General features: G+C 54.5%; 12 protein-coding genes and 1 pseudogene. 7 read left to right on the top strand and 6 right to left on the bottom strand.

Annotated features, from left to right (window positions below; translation table 11 throughout):
* The first annotated feature begins 5 nt into the window (after positions 1 to 5).
* The 5 genes from WJU16_RS15485 to WJU16_RS15465 all read left to right on the top strand — a co-directional run bounded on the left by WJU16_RS15485 (position 6) and on the right by WJU16_RS15465 (position 8,567).
* A complete protein-coding gene (locus tag WJU16_RS15485; protein WP_341834394.1) occupies positions 6 to 956 on the top strand; it encodes a TerC/Alx family metal homeostasis membrane protein in 951 nt (316 codons plus the stop codon).
* 67 nt (positions 957 to 1,023) lie between these two features.
* Positions 1,024 to 3,516 carry a bifunctional UDP-N-acetylmuramoyl-tripeptide:D-alanyl-D-alanine ligase/alanine racemase gene (locus tag WJU16_RS15480; RefSeq protein WP_341834393.1) on the top strand — a complete coding sequence of 831 codons (2,493 nt, stop codon included), beginning with the start codon at positions 1,024 to 1,026 and terminating at the stop codon, positions 3,514 to 3,516.
* Positions 3,517 to 3,570: 54 nt separating this feature from the next.
* Positions 3,571 to 4,233: a lipoprotein signal peptidase gene (locus WJU16_RS15475; protein WP_341834392.1), complete on the top strand. Its 663-nt coding sequence runs from the start codon at positions 3,571 to 3,573 to the stop codon at positions 4,231 to 4,233.
* A 302-nt stretch (positions 4,234 to 4,535) separates the two neighbouring features.
* Complete coding sequence (locus WJU16_RS15470; protein ID WP_341834391.1) at positions 4,536 to 7,400, top strand: TonB-dependent receptor; 2,865 nt, start codon at positions 4,536 to 4,538, stop codon at positions 7,398 to 7,400.
* Positions 7,401 to 7,595: 195 nt separating this feature from the next.
* Positions 7,596 to 8,567 carry a sulfite exporter TauE/SafE family protein gene (locus tag WJU16_RS15465; protein ID WP_341834390.1) on the top strand — a complete coding sequence of 324 codons (972 nt, stop codon included), beginning with the start codon at positions 7,596 to 7,598 and terminating at the stop codon, positions 8,565 to 8,567.
* Positions 8,568 to 8,645: 78 nt separating this feature from the next.
* On the opposite strand, the gene fumC is transcribed toward WJU16_RS15465, so the two are convergent.
* The 4 genes from fumC to WJU16_RS15445 form a co-directional block, all read right to left on the bottom strand.
* Positions 8,646 to 10,046, bottom strand: a complete 1,401-nt coding sequence (fumC, locus tag WJU16_RS15460) for a class II fumarate hydratase (RefSeq protein ID WP_341834389.1) — start codon at positions 10,044 to 10,046, stop codon at positions 8,646 to 8,648.
* 41 nt (positions 10,047 to 10,087) lie between these two features.
* Entirely contained in the window at positions 10,088 to 10,864 is a 777-nt protein-coding gene (locus WJU16_RS15455; protein WP_341834388.1) for an enoyl-CoA hydratase-related protein, read from the bottom strand.
* Positions 10,865 to 11,085: 221 nt separating this feature from the next.
* Positions 11,086 to 11,919, bottom strand: a complete 834-nt coding sequence (locus tag WJU16_RS15450) for a hypothetical protein (protein WP_341834387.1) — start codon at positions 11,917 to 11,919, stop codon at positions 11,086 to 11,088.
* A gap of 148 nt (positions 11,920 to 12,067) precedes the next feature.
* Positions 12,068 to 12,487, bottom strand: coding sequence for a cobalamin B12-binding domain-containing protein (locus WJU16_RS15445; protein ID WP_341834386.1), 420 nt, complete (start codon positions 12,485 to 12,487; stop codon positions 12,068 to 12,070).
* Positions 12,488 to 12,587: 100 nt separating this feature from the next.
* On the opposite strand from WJU16_RS15445, the gene WJU16_RS15440 reads away from it, so the two are divergent.
* Positions 12,588 to 14,255: a glutamine--tRNA ligase/YqeY domain fusion protein gene (locus WJU16_RS15440; RefSeq protein ID WP_341834385.1), complete on the top strand. Its 1,668-nt coding sequence runs from the start codon at positions 12,588 to 12,590 to the stop codon at positions 14,253 to 14,255.
* Positions 14,256 to 14,379: 124 nt separating this feature from the next.
* On the opposite strand, the gene gltX is transcribed toward WJU16_RS15440, so the two are convergent.
* Positions 14,380 to 15,909, bottom strand: coding sequence for a glutamate--tRNA ligase (gltX, locus tag WJU16_RS15435; RefSeq protein WP_341834384.1), 1,530 nt, complete (start codon positions 15,907 to 15,909; stop codon positions 14,380 to 14,382).
* A gap of 55 nt (positions 15,910 to 15,964) precedes the next feature.
* On the opposite strand from gltX, the pseudogene WJU16_RS15425 reads away from it, so the two are divergent.
* Positions 15,965 to 16,578: pseudogene (locus tag WJU16_RS15425) on the top strand (polysaccharide deacetylase family protein).
* 76 nt (positions 16,579 to 16,654) lie between these two features.
* Here the strand turns inward: WJU16_RS15425 and WJU16_RS15420 are convergent.
* Positions 16,655 to 17,524, bottom strand: a complete 870-nt coding sequence (locus tag WJU16_RS15420; protein ID WP_341834382.1) for a hypothetical protein — start codon at positions 17,522 to 17,524, stop codon at positions 16,655 to 16,657.
* Between the last annotated feature and the right edge of the window lie 57 nt (positions 17,525 to 17,581).

Below are 17,581 nucleotides of genomic sequence, written 5' to 3'. Positions count from 1 at the left end.
TCTACATGACACCGCAACTATGGACGTATACAGTTTTTGGAATTGTCATCGTTCTGGCCCTGATCTTCGACCTGGGATTATTAAGTAAAAAAGGTGAGGTAATGTCCATAAAGAAGGCGCTCATCCAGACTTGTTTCTGGGTAGTGCTGTCTATGGGTTTTTGTGCATTCGTATGGTACGAAGCCGGCTCCAAGATGGCCGTCGAGTACCTCAGCGCCTACCTGATGGAATGGTCGCTGTCCATCGATAATATCTTCGTATTCATTCTCATTTTCGGTTTTTTCAAGATCAAGGAAACGAATTATGCGCGTGTGCTGCTGATTGGTATTCTGATGGCGATCGTGTTCCGCGCGATCTTCATTACCGTGGGCGTGGCCCTCATTCAGCAATTCGGATGGATCCTCTACATTTTCGGCGCCTTCCTGGTGTACACGGGTGTAAAGATGTTCATGGTAGATCAGCATGAGGAATTCAAACCGGAAGAAAATTTCGCCTATCGCTTCATGCAGAAGTACCTGCGGATTTCCAACCAGCCGAATGTGGATAAATTCACCGTCCACCAGAACGGCAAGGTGTATCTGACGACGTTATCGGTGGTAGTAGTGATGCTCGCCGTGACAGACATCGTGTTTGCGCTGGATTCCATCCCCGCCGTATTTGCTATTTCGAAAGAACCGCTCGTGGTATATACATCCAATATTTTCGCCGTACTGGGTCTGCGTTCTCTCTTCTTTTTATTGAGAGGTGCGGTAGACAAGTTCGATTACCTGCAGCAGGGCATCGCCATCGTGCTGGTATTCATCGGTCTGAAAATGCTCGCCGAGATCTGGCACTTCAAACTGCCTGTATGGGTTTCGCTCGTAGTGATCGTTACCTGCCTGGCGGGATCCATTGTGTATTCCATCCTTTTCGACAAGAAATTACCGGTTAAACCGACCGAGACGACAGAGAGTTAGTTGATCCGAACCAAAAGCGCCCGTACATGAGAGTCTGCGGGCGCTTTTTGATTAAAACCATATAACATTGTATACAGCAGAGAGTATCAGTAAGATCCTGAAGGGAGAATTGTTGCAACAGACCGGGCATCCGGAGATCGAACATATTTTGCTGGACAGCCGGAAATTGCTTGTTGCCGAAACATCCTTGTTCATTCCCCTCGTGAGTGAGCGCCGCAATGCGCATCAGTACATCGACGATCTGTACAAAAAAGGCGTCAGCAACTTTGTGGTCAGCGAGCCCATCGCTGCAGGCCTCTACCCGAATGCCAACATCATTTTAGTCAAAAACACCCTGCAAGCCCTCCACGCCCTCGTGGCCTGGCACCGCCAGCAGTACAACATCCCCGTGATCGGGATCACCGGCAGCAACGGCAAAACCATCGTGAAAGAATGGCTCTACCAGCTGCTGGATGAAGACTACAACATCGTCCGCAGCCCGAAAAGCTACAACTCGCAGATCGGCGTGCCGCTATCCGTCTGGCAGATGAAACCCGAAAACGAGCTCGCCATTTTCGAAGCCGGCATTTCCCAGCCCGGCGAAATGGTGAACCTGGAAAAGATCATCCGCCCCACCATCGGCATCTTCACCAATATCGGCGAAGCCCATAACGAAGGCTTCCTCAATATCCGGCAGAAAGTGAATGAAAAACTTGTTTTGTTCACCCGCAGCGACGTGCTTATTTATTGCAAAGACTACCTCGCGCTCAACGAGTGCGTCAATCATTTCCACAACCTGGTGGGCAAGCGCGAGATCGACAACGCCCTGCAGCTCCTCACCTGGAGCCGCAAAACAGACGCCGATCTCCGCATTATTTCCGTCGACAAGAACGATAACCACACCCGCATCGACGCGCTGTACAAACAGGAGCCCGTTTTCATCCGCATCCCTTTTGTGGATGAAGGCTCCATCGAAAACGCTATCCATTGCTGGGCGCTCATGCTCTACCTCGGCAAGCCCGCGGAAACCATCCAGGAACGGATGGACCATCTCGGCAACATCGCCATGCGGCTGGAGATGAAACAGGGCATCAACAATTGCAGCATCATCAACGACAGCTACAATTCCGACCTCGGCTCGCTCGCCATCGCACTGGAATTTCTCCAGCAGCAACGCCAGCATCCTACCAAAACGGTCATCCTCAGCGATATTCTCCAATCGGGGAAAAGCGAGGGATCGCTGTATGAAGAAGTAGCGGGCATGCTGGAAAGCAAAGGCATCCACAAGCTGATCGGTATCGGTAAAAATATTTCCAGGGAGCGGAAAAGCTTCGGCGCGGTGAAGAGCGAGTTCTACACCAGTACCGAAGAATTTCTCCAACAGGTGAACCCGGCGGACTTCCAGAACGAGTCTATCCTCGTGAAAGGCGCGCGGGTATTCCAGTTCGAGCGAATCGGTAAACTTTTGGAAAAGAAAGCCCATCAAACGATCCTCGAAATCAACCTGACGGCCCTGGCGCAGAATGTGAAGGCATACCAGTCGCTGCTGAAGCCAAGCACCAAAGTGATGGCCATGGTGAAAGCGTTCGCTTACGGCAGCGGAAGTTTCGAGATCGCGAACCTGTTGCAGTTTCATGGGATTGATTACCTGGCGGTGGCATATGCCGACGAAGGGGTGGATCTCCGTCGCGCCGGCATTACGTTGCCAATAATGGTGATGAACCCCGAGCCCAGCAGCTTCGACGCGATCCTGCAATGGAACCTGGAGCCGGAGTTATATTCCATGCATTTGCTGGAATTGTTCGAAGAATCAGTGCGGTATGCGAACAAGGCGAATTACCCGGTGCACATCAAGCTCGACACGGGCATGCACCGGCTGGGCTTCGAGCAGCAGGACCTCCCCGCCCTTGCGCTGCGGCTCAATGCCGAAGGGCTCTTTAAAGTACAGTCTATTTTCAGCCACCTGGCCGCCAGTGAAGACCCCGCGAAGGATGATTTCACCCAAATGCAGTTCGACCGTTTCCAGAAAATGAGCGCGGCCTTGCAGCAGCAGCTGGGATATCCCGTCATCAAACACATCGCCAACAGCGCCGCTATCCACCGCCTGCCGCAAATGCAGCTGGACATGGTCCGCCTGGGGATCGGGATGTACGGGGTGGATAGCGCGCATGGGTTCCAGGATAAACTGCGGCACGTCAGCACCCTGAAAACGACGGTGGCCCAGGTTAAACGCATTCCCAAAGGCGACACCGTGGGTTACGGCGCTACATGGACCGCCAAAGTGCCCTCGCTGATCGCGACGGTCCGCATCGGTTACGCCGACGGCTATATGCGCTCGCTCGGCAACGGGAACGGCAAAATGCTCATCCGCGGCAAGCTGGCACCCGTAGCCGGCGTGATTGCGATGGACATGCTCATGCTCGACGTGACGCATATCCCCGATGTTGCGGAGGGCGATGAGGTGATCGTATTCGGGGAAGGCCTGCCGGTGGAAGACCTGGCGAAATGGGCCGGCACCATACCTTACGAAATCCTGACCGGTATTTCCCAGCGGGTGAAGCGTGTTTATTTCCAGGAATAGCAGTGGAGGGAAACAAATTGAAATAATACACTATTTTTGGAAAAATTTGAAATTTTGAAGTATCGTCACATTGTATGGATCGTGATTGGTATCCTGCTTATCGATCAGATCGTGAAATATTGGATCAAGACGAACATGGCGTTGAACGAAAGTTTTCCCGTGTTCGGCAGTTGGTTCCAAATTCATTTTATCGAGAATGAAGGGATGGCCTACGGTTTGAAGTTCGGCGGTGAGTTCGGCAAGATCGCGCTGACGCTATTCCGCCTGGTGGCCGTTATAGTCGGGTTCTTTTACATGAAGAAGCTGGTACGCGAGAAATACCACACCGGATTGCTGATCTGCGGCGCGCAGATTTTGGCGGGCGCGGCGGGCAACCTGATAGACAGTATGTTCTACGGGATGATCTTCTCGGAAAGCACGAACAGCACGGTAGCGCAATTCCTGCCTGCCGCCGGCGGATATGGCACTTTCCTGCATGGCAATGTGGTGGATATGCTGTATTTCCCCCTGATCGAGGGCTTTTTCCCGAAATGGGTGCCTTTCTGGGGCGGCGAGCATTTCATCTTCTTCCGCCCGATTTTCAATATTGCGGATGCGGCTATCTCGGTGGGCGTGATCGCGATCCTGATTTTCCAGAAGCGCTTTTTGCACAAGCCCGGCGAGGAAAAGGAGAAACCGGTGGGCACGCAGCCGGCGCTGGATGATAAAATCGCTTAGTTGATAAAATATTCGGATAGAAAGCCGCTCCCCCGGGAAGCGGCTTTTTTCTTTTCGAAGATGTGCGCCTTGCGCTGATGGCGGACGCCGCTCCATCAAGAAGCGGTTTTCTTCCTTGGGGTATCGCCACCCGCCATGCGTAGCACACCGCTGCGGGAAGACGGCAGCAAACAAATACCCAAAACCGCCGCTGTGGCTTCTTTCAAAAATTCTTACTCCCCTTTCTTGCAAATTTCCCATTTCCCACCTACATTTGTCTACTAATCCTATAGACTAATAGTATTAATCAACCAAGGAACTATATGAAAACAGTATTGCAACACTTCTGGCTCCTCCTCACCTTGCCCCTGCTGCTGGCGGCGGTTACCGCCAACGGCCAGGAAAACAGCATCGTTCAGATATCGGGGAAAGTGAAGGACCAGGGCACCGGGGAACCGATCCCCGGTGTCAGTATACAGGTGAAAGGCACGATCGCCGGCACAACTACCGACAATACCGGCGCGTTCATCCTCAAAACCCGGCTGAAGTTTCCTTTTATCCTCGTGTTCTCCAGCCTGGGCTTCCAGTCGCAGGAGTTTGAAGTTACAGGCACCGGCTCCCGGCTCGACATTGCCCTCGCCACCCAAACGCTCCTCGGCAAGGAAGTAGTGGTAACCGCCTCCCGCGTGGAAGAGGAAGCCCTCAAATCGCCGGTGGCCATTGAAAAACTGGATATCCGCGCCATCAAGGAGTCGCCGGCCCCCAGCTTCTACGATGCCCTCGAAAACGTGAAAGGTGTGCAGATGACTACATCCAGCCTGACTTTTAAAGTCCCCAACACCCGGGGCTTCAATATCCCCAACAACTTCCGGTTCATGCAACTGGTAGACGGCGTGGATATGCAGGCGGCCACCCTCGGTGTACCACTCGGCAACGCCATCGGCCCCACCGAGCTCGATATCCAAAGCGTGGAAATCACGCCCGGCGCGGCTTCCGCCCTTTACGGCATGAACGCCATCAACGGCATGGCCAATCTCCAGACCAAAAGTCCTTTCCTTTATAATGGCCTCAGCATCTACCAGAAAATCGGCGTCAACCATGTAGACGGTATCGACTACGACCCCAGCGTGCTCACCGAAACCGCCATCCGATACGCCCATTCCTGGAAAGACAAATTCGCCTTTAAAATCAACGCCAGCTACCTCCGCGGCACCGACTGGCGCGCCAGCGCCGCCACCGACCAGAACAGCGCCGCCAACAGCCGCTTCCCGGCTCTCAGCGGCGCGGGCAACAATCCCGCCTACGATGCCTGGAACAAATATGGCGATGAGAATAATAACAATGTGTCTGTCGGCGTAACCCTCAACGGGAAAAACGAAACCTTCAATGTCCGCCGCACCGGTTATTGGGAAAAAGACCTCGTGAACCCGGTGGTCGAAAATATCAAGGCGGACCTGGGCCTTTACTGGCGCATCACACCGAAGGCGGAACTGAGCTACACCTATCGCCGCGGTCAGATGGATGGCCTTTTTCAGCGCGGCAACAAAATCCAGCTCGACGGCGTCGTCGTTCAAAACCACAAACTGGAGCTGCGTGGCGCGGATTATTTTGTACGCAGTTACGTGATGCTCGAAAATACCGGCGACTCCTACAATCTCAAACCTCTCACCGACAACCTCGATCTTACCAATAAAAGCAATAACGCCTGGCGCGACGCCTTCAAGACGAAACTCCAATCCGAGATCAACGCCGGTACCGGGCTCGCCGAAGCCATGCGCCGCGCAAGGGTAACAGCCGATGAAGGGCGTGTTCAACCCGGTACGCCGCAGTTCGAAGCGCTGAAAAATACCATCATCGGCATCAACAACTGGGACCATGCCGCTTCCGTTTCCGGCGCACCCGCCACCGGCGGCGCCTGGCTCGACCAGCATAGCCGCGTGTATCACCTCGATGCACAGTGGGACCTCAGCCGCCATGTTAAATTCCTTAACCTCCTGGTAGGCGGCGACGGCCGTATTTATGAAGTGATCCCTGACGGCAACAATTTCGTGGATTTCACCAAACCCCTGAAAGACAGGACCACGCCCGGCGGCAAAAACGTCTATTACAAGAAGTTCGGCGGCTTCGCGCAGGTGAGCAAAACCTTCTTCGAAGACAAACTGAAGCTGGTGGGCTCGCTCCGTGTGGACTACAACCCCGAGTTCGACCCCAAAGTGAATCCCCGCCTGGCGGCAGTGTATACCCTCGCGCAGAAACATAACTTCCGCGCGAGCTGGCAGAACGGCTTCCGCTTCCCCGCGCTTTTTGAGGCCCTTTCGTTTGTGAACAACGGCAACGTTCGCCGCGTCGGGGGCCTCTCCTACATCAACGACGGGCTGGGTTACCTGGAAAATTCATATACCATTGCCTCTGTCAACGCCTTCAACAACGCCGTGAACAAAGACGTGGCCGACGGGCTCACCGCCAACGACGCCGCCCTGAAAAACAGGGCGTTGCTGGATGTGACTGCCCTCAGTCCTACCCGTCCCGAGCGCATCAACTCCTTTGAAGTGGGGTACCGCAGCGTTTTGCTCGGCAACAAATTCGTGATCGATGCGGATGCCTATTACAACCGGTACGACGGCTTCCTCGGCCAGGTTGAGGTATCCGTGCCGGCTACGGATAAAGTCGGGACGGACGCTTCGGTGCTGGACATGCTGGCCGCCAACCGCAGCAAGCAAACGCGCTACCGGGTATACACCAACGCCAAAAATACCTACGACAACTACGGTGCATCCCTCGGGCTGACCTACAACTTCTACAAAAAATGGACAGTAGCCGGCAACCTGAACTACAACGACATTGTGGATAACAAGGAGAAAGACGTATTCGCCACCGGCTTCAACACACCCGACTGGGTCACCAACCTGAGCTTCGGGAACCGCGAACTGTTCAAAAACTTCGGTTTCAACGTGGTTTGGCGCTGGCAGAACACCTTTTATTGGGAAAGCCCCCTGGCCAACGGCGATGTACCGGCATTCAGCACCGTAGACGCACAAGTGAACTACCGCATCCCGAAGTATAAAACCACTATCAAGGCCGGCGGAGCAAACCTGTTCAACCACCGCTACATCCAGTACGCGGCAGGCCCTACCATCGGCGGATTATACTATGCGGCCATCACCGTCGAAGGGCTGCTGACCAAATAACTGACGGCGCGCCGCAGGCTGCTGCGGCCGCTTTACCTTACTATTGGAAACCCTGTTACACAAAAACCAACCTGCCCGGCGGAGGCGCGATGCGACCTCCGCCAATTTTTTAAATTGCGACAGAAATATTTGGATAAACCGTGGATTACATCTATTTTTAGTCCACAATTCCTGTAGACTTTATTAATAATTAGTATGTCCCATAATGAGGTGATCGACAAGGCGGAACAGCGTGTAGCTACCGATGCCACCCAGAAGGTGCTCATAGACCTCGTGAACGAGGATAATAAAAAGAGTTACTGGATCTGGGTGCTGATCGGCGTTTCCATTTTGGTGGTGGCGGCCGGATTGTGGTTCACGTATCATTACGGCATATCGCACGATGCGCAAACGCGGATCGCGCAGATGGCGCAGGATGTGTTCACCAGCAAGCTGCTGTTCTTCATGGGCGTGGGGCTTACCGCGCAGATGATCGACGGCGCTTTGGGCATGGCGTATGGCGCTACTTCGTCGTCGCTGCTGCTGGGCCTGGGCGTTTCGCCGGCCATGACCAGCACCAGTGTACACGTGGCCGAAGTGTTTACCACGGGCGCCAGCGGTATCGCGCACTTCAAGCTGGGCAATGTTAACAAGAAGCTATTCCTCCACCTTCTCATTCCCGGCATGATCGGTGCGGTGGCGGGGGCCTGGATTTTATCGGACGTGATCGACGGCGACGTTATAAAACCTTTCATGAGTGCGTATCTCATGATCCTAGGCATATTGATCCTCCGTAAAGCCCTGCAGAAACGCAAGCCCAAGAGCAAAACGCGGCGCCTCGGTCCGCTGGCGTTTTTCGGCGGTTTCATGGACTCCATCGGCGGAGGGGGCTGGGGCCCTATCGTGACCTCTACCCTTCTGGCCAAAGGCCGCACCGTGAATTACACTATCGGCTCCGTGAATGCAGCCGAATTCTTCATCGCCGCATCCAGCGCGGGCACATTGCTGTTCTTCAACGGCGTGGACAGCTGGCAGGTAATCATCGGCCTTGTACTCGGCGGGGTAATTGCGTCTCCCTTTGCGGCCATCCTTGTGAAGAAGATGAAACGCAAGCCGCTCATGATACTGGTAGCCGTACTCGTCATCGCGATGAGTCTCCGCACCATCATTCTTACGATCATGAAATAACCCGGTTCCGGGCAGAACATAAAAAAAGGTTGTCCGCTTCGGCAGACAACCTTTTTTGCTTTTATCGTACTTATCAGATTAACCGAGTTTGCCGACCATGTTACCGGGGATTACCCAGGCATCGAATTCTTCGGGGGTTACGTAACCCAGTTTCACGGCCATTTCCTTCAGCGTGGTGCCTTCCTTGTGCGCTTTCTGTGCGATTTCGGCGGCTTTGTAGTAACCGATCTTCGTATTGAGGGCGGTTACGAGCATGAGGGAATTGTCTACGTGTTTTTTGATGTTCTCCTCGATGGGCGCCAGGCCTTCCGCGCACTTGTCGTTGAAGCTTACGCAGCCGTCGCCGAGCAGGCGGGCGGAGTGGAGGAAATTATAGATCATCATGGGTTTGAAAACGTTCAGTTCGAAGTGGCCGGTGGCGCCGCCGATGTTGATGGCTACGTCGTTCCCGAGCACCTGTGCGGCGATCATGGTGAGGGCCTCGCACTGGGTGGGGTTTACTTTGCCGGGCATGATGGAAGAACCGGGCTCGTTGTCGGGTATGAAAAGCTCGCCGATGCCGGAGCGGGGGCCGGAGCTGAGCATGCGGATGTCGTTGGCGATTTTCATCAGGCTAACGGCCACCGTTTTCAATGCGCCGTGTGCTTCCACGATGGCGTCGTGTGCCGCGAGAGATTCGAATTTATTTTCTGCGGTCACGAAGGGAAGGCCGGTCAGGTTGGCGATGTGTTTCGCAACATTCACTGCGTAGCCTTCGGGAGTGTTGATCCCGGTACCTACTGCTGTGCCTCCCAGCGCCAGTTCCGACAGGTGCGCCAGGGTGTTGTTGATGGCGCGCAGGCCGTGGTCGAGCTGGGAAACATACCCGCTGATCTCCTGGCCCAGCGTGAGCGGCGTGGCATCCATAAAGTGGGTGCGGCCGATCTTCACGATGTGCATGTATTCCTTCGCTTTGGCGGCGAGGGTGTTGCGAAGCTTCGTGATGCCGGGGATCGTTACTTCCACCAGCATTTTGTACGCCGCGATGTGCATGGCGGTGGGGAAGGTATCGTTGGAAGATTGAGATTTGTTTACATCGTCGTTCGGGTGCAGCACCTTGTCTTTATCGGTGAGCTGGCCGCCGTTGATCACATGGGCGCGGTAGGCTACCACTTCGTTCACGTTCATGTTGGATTGGGTGCCCGAACCGGTCTGCCAAACCACGAGGGGGAATTCGTTGTCGAGCTTGCCTTCGAGGATTTCGTCGCACACTTTACCGATGAGGGCGGCTTTTTCCGCGGGCAGCGCGCCGGCTTCCTGGTTAGTGAGGGCCGCGGCTTTCTTCAGGTAAGCGAAGGCTTTGATGATTTCCTTCGGCATTTTGTTAATGTCCTGCGCGATCCTGAAGTTGTCGATGGAACGTTGGGTTTGTGCGCCGAAATAAGCATTGGCAGGCACTTTCACCTCGCCCATCGTGTCTTTCTCTATCCTGAAATCCATAATCTGTAAATTTTGGTCCGTAAAGGTACAGAACCTGCGGTTTATTCTCCTTTGAAATTGGGTTTACGTTTTTCGATGAATGCTTTTGCGCCTTCGGTGAGGTCTTTGGTGCCGAAGCTATCGGCAAACTCTTTGATCTCCGTTTCGAAGCCGTTTTCGTCGTATTTGAAATAGGAATTAACGCATTTGATGACGCGCGAAACGGCCAGGGGCGCCTTTTCCCGGATTTTGGCCAGCTGTTCGCGGGTTTTGGCCAGCAGTTCTTCCGGGGTGGTCACATGGTTGACGAGCCCCCATTTCAGCGCTTCTTCGGCCGAGATCATATCCCCGGTGAGCATGAGCTCGAGGGCTTTGCCTTTGCCGATGAGGCGCGTCAGCCGCTGGGTGCCGCCATACCCGGGAATGATCCCCAGATTCACTTCCGGTTGCCCGAACCGCGCGTTGTTGCTCGCCAGCCTGAAATGGCAGGCCATGGCCAGTTCGCAACCGCCGCCCAGTGCAAACCCGTTCACCGCCGCCACGATGGGCTTATGGCAATCCTCGATCCGCTGGAAAATGGTATGCCCTTTCTTGGCCAGGTCCATCCCTTGCTCAGGCGTCAGCTCCAGGAACTCGGAAATATCCGCCCCGGCGATAAACGCCTTCGGCCCGCTGCCTGTGATGATGGCCGCGTACACTTCCTTGTTCTTGTAAACTTCGTCCACGGCCAAAGCCAGTTCTTTCATCACTTCCCGGTTGAGGGCATTGAGCTTGTCCGGCCGGTTGATCGTAATTTCCAGGATGCCGTCGTTCACCTGGGTGCTGATGGTGTTGTACATATGGAAAGATGTTTTGTTTTGGTATGATCCGGCTAATTTAAGTGTTTTCAACTTGCAGGCCCGCCGGAAAATTCCCCTCCTCCCGCTCAGCACAGGCTCAGTACAGATACAGTAGCGATACCGTACTGTAACCGTACTAAGACCTTACCCGATAACTCATACAACCGCAAAGCGCCGCCCTTGCAGGCGGCGCTTTGCGGTCATAATTGGCTAATTATCTGTTAATCAGTTATTTCCGTTCTTTTCTCGATGATCACCTTCGTGCCTTTGCGGTACTCGGTGGTAGTGGTGGTCTTTGTTTTTTCATGTTTGCGGATACCGAAATTATAGCTCAGCGTCACGAACATCAGATTGGCTTTCAGGTCTTTATACGGCTGTGTTTTTACACCTCCCACCGTTTCTGTGTAATCCTGGTTGAAGAAGTTGTTCAGGTAATACTGCCCCTTGATCCCGAAAGCAGGACCAAAACGGAAACCCGCGAACAGGGAAGGCATGAACAGGTCCGTCCGGTCGCTGAACCACTCGTTGAACTTGGATTTCTTATCGCCGTCGAGGAAATATTTCTCTTTATAATTGAAAGCCATGTCGTATTCCCCGCCAAAGAACAGGAAAGTGCCACTGCGGAGGTCGCCGATCTTGAAGCCCACGGGCACGCCCAGGGTGTACACGCGCTGTTTCAGCTTTACGTTGTCGGTAGGCTTGGTGATCAAACCTATATTCTTGATATTCAAACCACTAAATATGCCGATGTTGTTATTGAAATCGTAGTTGTAGTTGGTTCCGACATTGAAGAAAATGGTGAAACGGGGGATATTCCGTACACGTTCGTCGTTATTCTTCACGTTGGCGAAAGAGAGCAAGGGGCCGTTGCCGCCGGCGGTCACATAGCCTTTACCGGGTTTGGGCGGTGCGTAAATGTGGAAATGATAGCTCACTTTCTTTTTGGTTTCGGTAGATACGACAGTGGTATCTTCCTTCTTTTCTTCCTGGGCGCGGACGGTGGATGCGGCGGCGGTAAGGGCCAGGCATAGCATTGTGTAGCGGACGAGTTTCATGATGGTTTCAACTTTACAGTGGTTAAGGATGGGGACAGCGGCGGTGCATCACACGGCCGGGCTTTCCGTTTTGGTTGCTCCGGAAAGCGTTCGTTATGCTGCCGTCCGTAAAGAAGACGAACGTGTTTGTGAAAAGTTTCAAAAAATACTAAAATTCTCTGTGCTCGCCGGTCCACGCTGCGATATAGTCGGCAATCTCACGGGTATGGGTGCCTGGCGGGAACAGTTTTCCCACCCCGAGGGCGTACAGTTCCTGCATATCGGTGTCGGGTATGATGCCGCCGCCGGTCAGGAGCACGTCGTCCATCCCTTTTTCCTTCATCAGGGCGATGATTTTCGGGAATACGGTCATATGCGCCCCGGAGAGGATGCTCACGCCAATGGCGTCCACATCTTCCTGCAAAGCCGCATTTACCACCATTTCCGGCGTCTGCCGCAGACCGGTATAGATGACTTCCATGCCCGCGTCGCGCAGGGCGGAGGCGATCACCTTGGCGCCGCGGTCGTGGCCGTCGAGGCCTACTTTGGCTACCAGTACACGGATGGGACGTTGATTCGGGTTGACCATAATTCGAATATTGGATTGTAAATGTAGTATTTTCCCCGAAAGTGCGGCAAAAGCGTGTTTTCAATTATATTACCTTTGCATTTCGGATAAAAAGCCAATTATGAGCGAAGAAAGATCACTGAATTTCCTGGAACAGATCGTAGAAGAAGATATTTCCAACGGCGTTAACGGCGGGCGGGTACTCACGCGTTTCCCTCCCGAGCCGAACGGCTACCTCCATATCGGGCATGCCAAAAGCATCTGCCTCAATTTCGGCCTGGCCAAAAAATACGGAGGGCAAACCAACCTCCGGTTCGACGATACCAACCCCGTTACCGAAGACACCGAGTACGTGGATTCCATTAAAGAAGACATCCAATGGCTCGGCTTCGAATGGGCCAAAGAATTATATGCCTCCGATTACTTCGAGCAGCTGTATGCGTTCGCCGTGCAACTGATCGAAAAAGGCCTCGCGTATGTAGACGATTCCTCCGCCGCCGAGATCGCCGCGCTGAAGGGCACGCCTACCGAACCGGGTAAGGACAGCCCCTACCGCAGCCGCAACGTGGAGGAAAACCTCCGCCTGTTCGCCGAAATGCGGGAAGGCAAATACCCCGACGGCGCCAAAGTACTCCGCGCGAAGGTAGACATGGCTTCGCCCAACATGCACATGCGCGACCCTATCATGTACCGCATCAAGCATGCGCATCACCACCGCACCGGCGACGCCTGGAGCATCTATCCCATGTACGACTTCGCGCACGGGCAGAGCGACAGCATTGAGCAGATCACCCATTCCATCTGTACGCTGGAATTCATCCCCCACCGGCCGCTGTACGACTGGTTCATCCAGCAGCTGGATATTTTCCCTTCGCACCAGTACGAGTTCGCGCGGCTGAACCTCAGCTATACCGTGATGAGCAAGCGCAAGCTGCTGCAGCTGGTGAACGACGGCATCGTGGCCGGCTGGGACGATCCCCGCATGCCTACGATCGCCGCATTCCGCCGCCGCGGCTTCACGCCTTCCAGCATCCGCACTTTCGCGGAAAGAGTGGGTATCCAGAAGCGCGATAACATGATCGAGATCGGGCTGCTGGAGTTCTGCATAAGGGAAGAACTGAATAAAACCGCCAACCGCGTAATGGCCGTACTCGACCCCGTTAAGCTGGTGATCACGAGCTATCCCGAAGGGCAAACCGAAGAACTGGAAGCAGAGAACAACCCGGAAGACGCTTCCGCCGGTCATCGCACCGTTTCCTTCAGCAACACCCTCTGGATCGAGCGGGAAGATTTCATGGAGAACCCTCCCAAGAAGTTCTTCCGCCTGGGCGTAGGCCTGAAAGTGCGCCTGAAATACGCTTACATCGTAGAGTGCACCGGCTTCGACAAAGACGCCGACGGCAACATCACCACTGTATACGCCACCCACATCCCCGAAAGCAAATCGGGCGCGGAAGGCAGCGCCATGAGCGTAAAAGGCACCATCCACTGGTTGAGCGCCGCACATGCGAAAGAAGCCGAAGTGCGCCTGTACGACCGCCTCTTTACCGTGGAAAACCCCGCGGCGGAAGAAGCCGAATTCAAGGATCTCATCAACCCAAATTCGCTGGAAATCATTCAGAAAGCATATATCGAACCGGTCCTCGCGGCAGCAAAGCCCGGCGACCGCTTCCAGTTCCTCCGCAAAGGGTATTTCGTAGTGGATTACGACTCCAAGCCGGATCGCCCCGTGTTCAACAGGACCGTTACCCTGAAAGACACCTGGGCTAAGGAAGCCAAGAAAGCGTAACCGTACTTTCCGGAAGGGGCTGCGTATCGCGCAAACGATATTGGGCCTCCATCAGGCACCCGAATAAAAAGGGGGCTGACCATTACTCTTTGGTCAGCCCCCTTCGTTTATACGGGATCGTACATTACTTCAGCAGATCGAGCGCCAGTGCGATGCGGTCGATGGTTTCGTTCTTGCCGATGGTAGCGGCGATATCGAATACCGGGGGACCAAATTTCCCACCGCAAAGCATAATGCGGAAAGGCAGTTGCAGTTCGCCGGGCTTGATGCCTTTGGCGGCGGCCAGCCCCTTGAAGCCTTCTTCCAGCGCGGCGGCGGAGAAGTCTTCCTGGTTGAGCAACACGGACAGCCATTCACCGAAGAACGCCTGTTTGTCGGCATTCCATTTGGGTTTCACGGCGTCGAGATCGTATTTATCCGGGCGTACGAAGAAGAAAAAGCCGTGGTCCCAGATTTCATTCACGAACTGGCAGCGCTCTTTCACCAGGCCGGCGATTTTTTCCACGTAAGCGGGCTCGGCGATCACGCCTTTGGCTTCGAGGACGGGTAGAAAGAGATGCGCGAGGCGCTCGTTGCCGGTGCGCTGGATCCATTGGTGGTTGAACCATTTGGCCTTGTCGTAATCGAACTTGGCCCCGCCCTTATGGACGCGGGAGATAGAGAATTTGGCGATCAGCTCTTCCATGGTGAAGATCTCCTGTCCGGAGCCGTCGTTCCAGCCGAGCATAGCCAGCATATTGATGAATGCTTCGGGGAGGAAACCGTTTTCGCGGAAACCTTTGGTGAGATCGCCGGAGGCGGGGTCCTGCCAATTCATGGCGTATACGGGGAAACCGAGGCGGTCGCCGTCGCGTTTGGAGAGTTTGCCGTTTCCGTCGGGCTTGAGGATGAGCGGGAGGTGCGCCCATTGGGGCATTTTGTTCGCCCAGCCCAGGTACTTCCATAGCAGGATGTGCACCGGCGCGGAGGGGAGCCATTCCTCGCCGCGGAAGGCGTGGGTGATCTTCATGAGGTAATCGTCGACTACCACGGCCAGGTGGTAGGTGGGCATGCCGTCGGCCTTTAGCAGTACTTTATCGTCCACGATATTGGTCTGGAAGGTAACGTCGCCGCGGATCATATCGGTGAAGGTCAATTCTTCGTTGGTCGGCATTTTGATGCGGATGACGTGCGGGGTTTCTTTGTCGAGGAGCTCCCTTACTTCGGCCGCGTCCATGTTGAGCGAATTGCGCATATGGCCGCGAACAGCATGGTTGTATTGTGGGGAATGGTTGCCGCGGGCGCGTTCCACTTCGCGCATGGCTTCCAGTTCTTCGGGGGTGTCGAAGGCGTAATAGGCGTTGCCGGATGCGACCAGTTGTTCCGCGTACTGGCGGTACAGCGGTTTGCGCTCGGATTGGCGGTAGGGGCCGTAGGGGCCGCCTTTCAGGGGGCTTTCGTCGGGTTCCAGCCCGCACCAGCGGAGGCATTCCACGATATACTCCTCGGCGCCCGGCACAAAGCGTGTCTGGTCCGTGTCTTCGATGCGGAGGATAAACTCACCGTTATGCTGACGGGCAAAGAGGAAATTGAACAACACCGTGCGTACGCCGCCGAGGTGAAGCCCGCCCGTAGGGCTCGGCGCAAAGCGCACCCTTACTTTATTGTGACTCATACGGCGCAAAAATAATAATTTCGGGGCAGGGAACGATCACGCTAATCCGCTTAACATGTTCTATTTTACGAAAACACCCGGCTTTCTGAAGTCGCTCTACAAAAGCTGCACCTGGAATTTCACGCCCGCCGTACCGGCTGTTTACCTCACGTTCGACGACGGGCCACATCCCAAAGCCACGACTTTCGTGCTGGAAACGCTCAAGAAATATGACGCGAAGGCGACTTTTTTTGTATTGGCAAAAACGTGGTGGCGCATCCGGACATCTATCAGCAGATATTGCGCGACGGGCATGCGGTGGGTAATCATACCCACAACCATCTCAACGGCTGGAAAACGGCTACGGACAAGTATATCAGCAATATCCGCGAAGCGGCGCAGTACATCCGTTCCAATTTATTCCGGCCGCCGTACGGTCGAATTTCGCCGTTCCAGATCCGCGAATTGAAGAAGGATTACCGGATTATCATGTGGGACGTATTGAGCGGGGATTTCGACACGGAGATCACGGGCGAGGCCTGTGTGCAGAACGTGGTTTTCAAGCTGCAACCCGGATCCATCGTGGTTTTCCATGACAGTGAGAAAGCCTGGGACCGGATGAGCTACGCCTTGCCGCGCATCCTGGAGCACTGCAAGCGCCAGGGCTGGGAAGTTCGGGCGATCGTGTAATAATAGTTGAAACGCCAACGCCGCATGTCCTGAGGACATGCGGCGTTGTTATTTTCTGGTCTTCTAACCGGTTGGATTAGAAAGTGATTTCTTTGGTTTTGTCGCCGATGGTGAGGGTGGCTTTGTTGTCGCAGTCATCCGCATCGGAGCCGTAGTTGATGGTGCCGGCGTGCCCGTTGAGGGAAACGCTTACTTCACCGGCTGCGATCCATGCGCAGGTGATTCTGCGTTGGAGCGGTTTGGTGATGGCAACGGTGGCGGTGCCGAGATTATCAACCAGCGTGGCGTTGCCGGTGATGGCATACAGATCGTCGCGCAGGCTGAGGGTTGCGGCGCCTTCGGTTTGCGTAACGGTACGGGTGCCGTTGTAGGTGGCGGTATATCCGTTGGGGTGCGTCACTTTACCGTTGGTTACGGTATAGCTGTAGGTTTTCTTGGCGTCGCCCCAGGCGGAGGTAGTTACTACAACGGAGCCTTCGACTTTGATCCCGTTTACGGAGTAGTTTTCGAAGGTGATGTTGGCTTTGGAATCGGCCAGCCAGAACAGTTTTGCCAGGCTGATCTTAATTTTCCCCTTGCGGGTGATGCCGTTACCGTCGGTACAGCCGGTGCCGAAGTCGAGGGTCAGAATTTTGGGATAGACGCTCAGGTCTGCGGGAACCAGTTCAACACCGGGGAAGCAGGGTTGGTTATCGGCCTGCTCGGGCGCTTGGCGGCCCGAAGGCGGCAGTTCGGTGTTATTATATTCCAGCGTGGTGGTGAAAACATCTTCGTATATGGCGGTCACGGTAGCTTCGGAAGTGGCTACGGCGATGGTGTTGTTATCCTTCTGATCGTTGTTGGCGGGATTGGTGTCGTCTTTCTTGCAGGCGAAGAAAATGGTGATGGCTCCGATGGCTAGCGCGGTTACGGACAGCACCTTGTTCGTGTTAAAATAGTGTTTCATTTGGGAGGTTTTAATAGGTATTGGCTTTTCGAGACTGTAACTTTGACGGGAGGCTTA

The organism is Chitinophaga pollutisoli (assembly GCF_038396755.1).
In the GTDB taxonomy this organism is placed as follows: Bacteria; Bacteroidota; Bacteroidia; order Chitinophagales; family Chitinophagaceae; genus Chitinophaga; species Chitinophaga pollutisoli.
This window is presented reverse-complemented; position numbering and strand designations above follow the sequence as displayed.

Coding starts and splice junctions, on each gene's coding strand:
- WJU16_RS15485 (WP_341834394.1), top strand. CDS start 6: ATGACACCGCAACTATGGACGTATACAGTTTTTGGAATTGTCATCGTT.
- WJU16_RS15470 (WP_341834391.1), top strand. CDS start 4,536: ATGAAAACAGTATTGCAACACTTCTGGCTCCTCCTCACCTTGCCCCTG.
- WJU16_RS15465 (WP_341834390.1), top strand. CDS start 7,596: ATGTCCCATAATGAGGTGATCGACAAGGCGGAACAGCGTGTAGCTACC.
- fumC (WP_341834389.1), bottom strand. CDS start 10,046: ATGGATTTCAGGATAGAGAAAGACACGATGGGCGAGGTGAAAGTGCCT.
- WJU16_RS15455 (WP_341834388.1), bottom strand. CDS start 10,864: ATGTACAACACCATCAGCACCCAGGTGAACGACGGCATCCTGGAAATT.
- WJU16_RS15450 (WP_341834387.1), bottom strand. CDS start 11,919: ATGAAACTCGTCCGCTACACAATGCTATGCCTGGCCCTTACCGCCGCC.
- WJU16_RS15445 (WP_341834386.1), bottom strand. CDS start 12,487: ATGGTCAACCCGAATCAACGTCCCATCCGTGTACTGGTAGCCAAAGTA.
- WJU16_RS15440 (WP_341834385.1), top strand. CDS start 12,588: ATGAGCGAAGAAAGATCACTGAATTTCCTGGAACAGATCGTAGAAGAA.
- gltX (WP_341834384.1), bottom strand. CDS start 15,909: ATGAGTCACAATAAAGTAAGGGTGCGCTTTGCGCCGAGCCCTACGGGC.
- WJU16_RS15420 (WP_341834382.1), bottom strand. CDS start 17,524: ATGAAACACTATTTTAACACGAACAAGGTGCTGTCCGTAACCGCGCTA.